Raw genomic sequence first — 3,774 nt, forward strand, 5'->3', positions numbered from 1 at the left:
GGCCTGTCCTACGTGCTGGGCTCACGCACCTCACGCGTCCCCCACGTGATCAGCTCCTGGCACGACAACCACCCCGACCAGGACGTCCCCGACGGGCTGACCCTGACCCAGCCCTGGCCCGCCGGCCCCAGTGACCAGCGCCGCGACGAGACCATCTACTACCGCTACAGCGCCGACAGAGCCCGACGCACCCTACGCGGGATCGACACCCAGGTCGCCAAGGCCGAGAAAGCCGTCGCAGGAAAGATCCCCGTCAAGCGCAACCGCTTCGTGCACCTGTCCGGCGCCACCCGGAGCATCAACCGCGACCTGGAGAAAAGGGCCCGCACCCTGGCCGGGTGGAAGGACTACGTCACCAACCTGCCCAACCCCGACCCCGAGACAGTCATCAGCGCCTACCACCGCCTGTACAACATCGAGAAGTCCTTTGCGCATGTCCAAGTCCGACCTGCGAGCACGCCCCATCTACCACCACCTGCGCCAGTCCATCGAGGCCCACCTGACCATCGTCACCGCAGCCCTTGCCATGGCCCGCTGGCTGGAGACCACCACCGGCTGGTCCATCAGACGCCTGATCACCACCGCACGCCGCTACCGCACCATCACCATCAACATCGCCGGACACACCCTCACAGCCGCTGACCCCCTCCCACCCAACCTCACCCAAACCCTCCACAACATCCACCACGACACTAAATGAGCCAACTCAGGAGGCGACCCATCATGAGGGCGGGTCTGCTCGGCGTTCTGGTTTCCCTCGATGGGGTGGATCCTCATTTTCTTGGTCGTCAGGCTCGGTGCCCCGAAGAGCGATCGGCTCGCTTTCTTGCGGTCCACGTACAGCTTTGTTCTCTTTCCCCTTGAGGAGCCACATGCGCCTCGTCTCGGCCTCGTGCTCCACGCGGACCTCGTCGTCGGTACAGGGCTCCCGGCCGTCCTGGAGCAGGCCGGCGACCTGGTCCCGGGTCTCGGCCATCCGCCTGGTGATGGCCTTCTCGTCGCGGCGCTCCACGAACGGGTCGGGGAGCAGAGGCTCATGCCCGACAAGCGCATGAGCAGCCAGTATGAGGACTCCGACCTGTACTCGACGCCGAATCTGATCAGGCGCGACATCCTCAAGGAGCCGGAACGTCCCAGAGCTCGGCCCAGGCGCCCGCCTCCGATGGCGGCTTGTTAAAAATCTCCTCCCGCTCCTCCTTCTGCGCCCTCCTGAGCTTTGCCGCGTTCCTGCCCACGGCGTGACCGGTTACCACGGAGCTCAGTCTGCGCCTCCGCCACTGTGACAGCCACTTGCGCACTGTCTTCTCGGCCCGCTCGACCATCTCCATGATAATATCCAGGCCGACGCCGCGGGCAGCGTACGCAATCGCCTCCGCCTTCATTCTCACAAGCCTGTAGGTGTCCGAATGATTCTTCCACCTGATGAGGACGCCTCGCTCCTCGTTTGTCATGTCGATCTGCACGAGGCGATCCTCATGCGCGATCCCCGTAAATACCAGCCAGCAATCTCGCAGCAGCCGCCCCAGAATGTCGTTTTGTTTAATTCCGGCCATGGAACCCAGACAAATTACCGACCCCGGCAGGGGGTGGGATACCGGAGAGCGGGGTGGCTGGAGGTGGCTGGGGGAGGGCTGAGAGTGGTTGAGGCGGTTGGCGCGGCATGGCCGGGTGGAGGCGACTGCCGCGGCCCTCAGCCGGCGGCCAGGGCCATGTCCCCCGGTTTGATCCAGCCGCGGGCCCGCATGAGCTCGCTGATCCCCAGGGTCAGCAGCGCGGGGATGAGGATCTGGAAGACGACTATGAGGGCGATGAGCCGCCCGGTGGAGGTGGAGCCCGACATTGTCTGGAAGGTCATGATCTGGCCCACGAGCCCCGCCGAACCCATGCCCGAGCCGATGGCATTGGACTGCATGCCCAGCACCATGGTGGTGATGGGGCCCAAGATCGCCGAGGCCAGGGTGGGCGGCACCCAGATGAGGGGGTGGCGCACGATATTGGGCACCTGAAGCATGGAGGTGCCCAAACCCTGGGCGATGAGCCCGGCGAAGCGGTTCTCCCGATAGCTGGCCACGGCGAAGCCCACCATCTGCGTGGTGCAGCCGATGGTGGCCGCCCCGGCCGCCAGGCCCGAGAGGTCCAGGATGATGCCCAGGGCCGCCGAGGAGATCGGCAGGGTCAGGATGATGCCCATGAGGGCAGAGACGATGATGCCCATGAGCAGGGGCTGGCGCTCGGTACCCCAGTTGACCAGCTGGCCCAGGCTGATCATGAGGCGCGAGATCGGCGGACCCACCAGCAGGCCCGCGCTGCCGCCGGCGCATACGGACAGGGTGGGGGTGACGAGGATGTCCAGGCTGGTGCGGCCCGCCACCAGGCGCCCGGCCTCCACTGCTGCCCAGGCGGCGATGAAGGCGCCCAGTGGCTCGCCGGGGCCGTTGAGAACCAGGGCCGGTGCTCCGCCGTCGGACTGCAGGGCGGTGCCCGACAGCAGGGCCGCGGCGCGGGCGCCCACCTGCCCGGCCACCATGGCGCCCACGACGACGAAGGTTGGCGCCTTGAGGCGGTGGGCCACACCGACGCCGATGCCCGCCCCGGTCAGGGAGGTGGCGATCGCCCCCAGGAGAGTGAGCCAGGTGCCGGCGGCGCCGGGCAGGAGCCTGCCGAGCTGGCCCAGGATCGTTCCCAGGATGAGGGAGGCGAACAGGCCGTGGGCCATGCCGGTCATGGCGTCGATGAGGACGCGGTGGGCCAGGGCGCGCAGTGCGGGCAGGAGGTGGCGCAGCAGGGAGGCTGCGGAGGTGGTGGCGGTGCTTGCGGCGCTGGTGGCGGGTGTGCGGTTGGTGGTCACGGGGCTGCCTTGGAGTCGAAGGGGGGCGCGAGGCCCATGGGTGTCAAGACACCTGGCAGCCTATCCCTCGGATGCCGTCAGTGTCATGACACATGGGTGGGATGCGTGTCACGGAGGCAGGGGTGGCCTGGGGTGTGGGGGAGTGCGCTGCGGGAAACGGGCGGGGCACTACCGCAGGAAGCCGAGCTCCCCCATCCGGGCCTCGACCGCATCGAGGGCGGCCTCGTCGTCGGCCTCGATGGTGTGGGTGTGCCAGCCGTTGGTCAACTCGGACAGGGCCGTGGACCGGGGCAGGCGCGCCAGGAAGTGGGCGAGGTCCTCGGGGCTGCGGATGAGCAGGTCGACGGTGATCTGCCCGTAGAGGCGGTGCTCCACCGAGACGTCCAGAACGCTCCCCCCGACCTTGATGATGGCGCTCAGCTCGATGGCGATGTCCTCGCGGGTGTGCTGGACGAAGATGGAGCGGTGCGGCCGGGTGGCGGGACGGGCCAGCACGTAGCCGCGGTTGGTGGCGCGGATGGGGTGGCCCTCGGCGCGCAGGAGGGCGACGTCGCCGACGATGACCTGGCGCGAGACGCCCAGCTGCGCGCCCAGGCGGGTGGCGGCCAGGGGCCTGCGCGTGGCCGCGAGGCGGTCGAGGATCTCCTGACGGCGTATCCCGGCGTCCATGGGCGGTCCTTTCTTCTCGGGCCCTCTCAGGCTCGTGGTGCGGCCGCCCTGCGGTGGCCAGCGCGGGGACCGTGGCGGTAAGCCTATGCGCGGTGAGGGGGCTGCGGGGAGGGCGAGCGGCGGAGCCTGTGCGGCGGTGACTGGCGCCTTGCGGTTGGCGGGCTGAGGGCTGGTGGGCTGGCGGCTGCTGGTTGGTGGGCTGGCGGCGGTGGCGACACGCGGAAGGCGGGTGTGACGCAACCGAGATTTGCCGGACT

The 3,774-nt window shown here is 68.6% G+C and carries 3 protein-coding genes and 1 pseudogene; 1 reads left to right on the top strand and 3 read right to left on the bottom strand.

Annotation, left to right across the window (positions count from 1 at the left end; all coding sequences use genetic code 11):
* Positions 1 to 700, top strand: a pseudogene (locus RIV14_RS13435) (IS1634 family transposase); the annotation flags it as partial.
* A 415-nt stretch (positions 701 to 1,115) separates the two neighbouring features.
* On the opposite strand, the gene RIV14_RS13440 reads toward RIV14_RS13435, so the two are convergent.
* From RIV14_RS13440 to RIV14_RS13450, 3 genes are all read right to left on the bottom strand, one after another.
* Positions 1,116 to 1,463, bottom strand: coding sequence for a helix-turn-helix domain-containing protein (locus RIV14_RS13440; protein WP_008732320.1), 348 nt, complete (start codon positions 1,461 to 1,463; stop codon positions 1,116 to 1,118).
* A 227-nt stretch (positions 1,464 to 1,690) separates the two neighbouring features.
* Positions 1,691 to 2,848 carry a PTS sugar transporter subunit IIC gene (locus RIV14_RS13445; RefSeq protein WP_009406924.1) on the bottom strand — a complete coding sequence of 386 codons (1,158 nt, stop codon included), beginning with the start codon at positions 2,846 to 2,848 and terminating at the stop codon, positions 1,691 to 1,693.
* 168 nt (positions 2,849 to 3,016) lie between these two features.
* Entirely contained in the window at positions 3,017 to 3,517 is a 501-nt protein-coding gene (locus tag RIV14_RS13450; protein ID WP_008732358.1) for a transcription repressor NadR, read from the bottom strand.
* Positions 3,518 to 3,774 lie beyond the last annotated feature (257 nt).

The organism is Actinomyces acetigenes (genome assembly GCF_031296635.1).
GTDB lineage: Bacteria > Actinomycetota > Actinomycetes > Actinomycetales > Actinomycetaceae > Actinomyces > Actinomyces acetigenes.

Bases quoted from the DNA above. Each gene is read 5' to 3' on its own strand.
- RIV14_RS13450 (WP_008732358.1), bottom strand. From the start codon at position 3,517: ATGGACGCCGGGATACGCCGTCAGGAGATCCTCGACCGCCTCGCGGCC.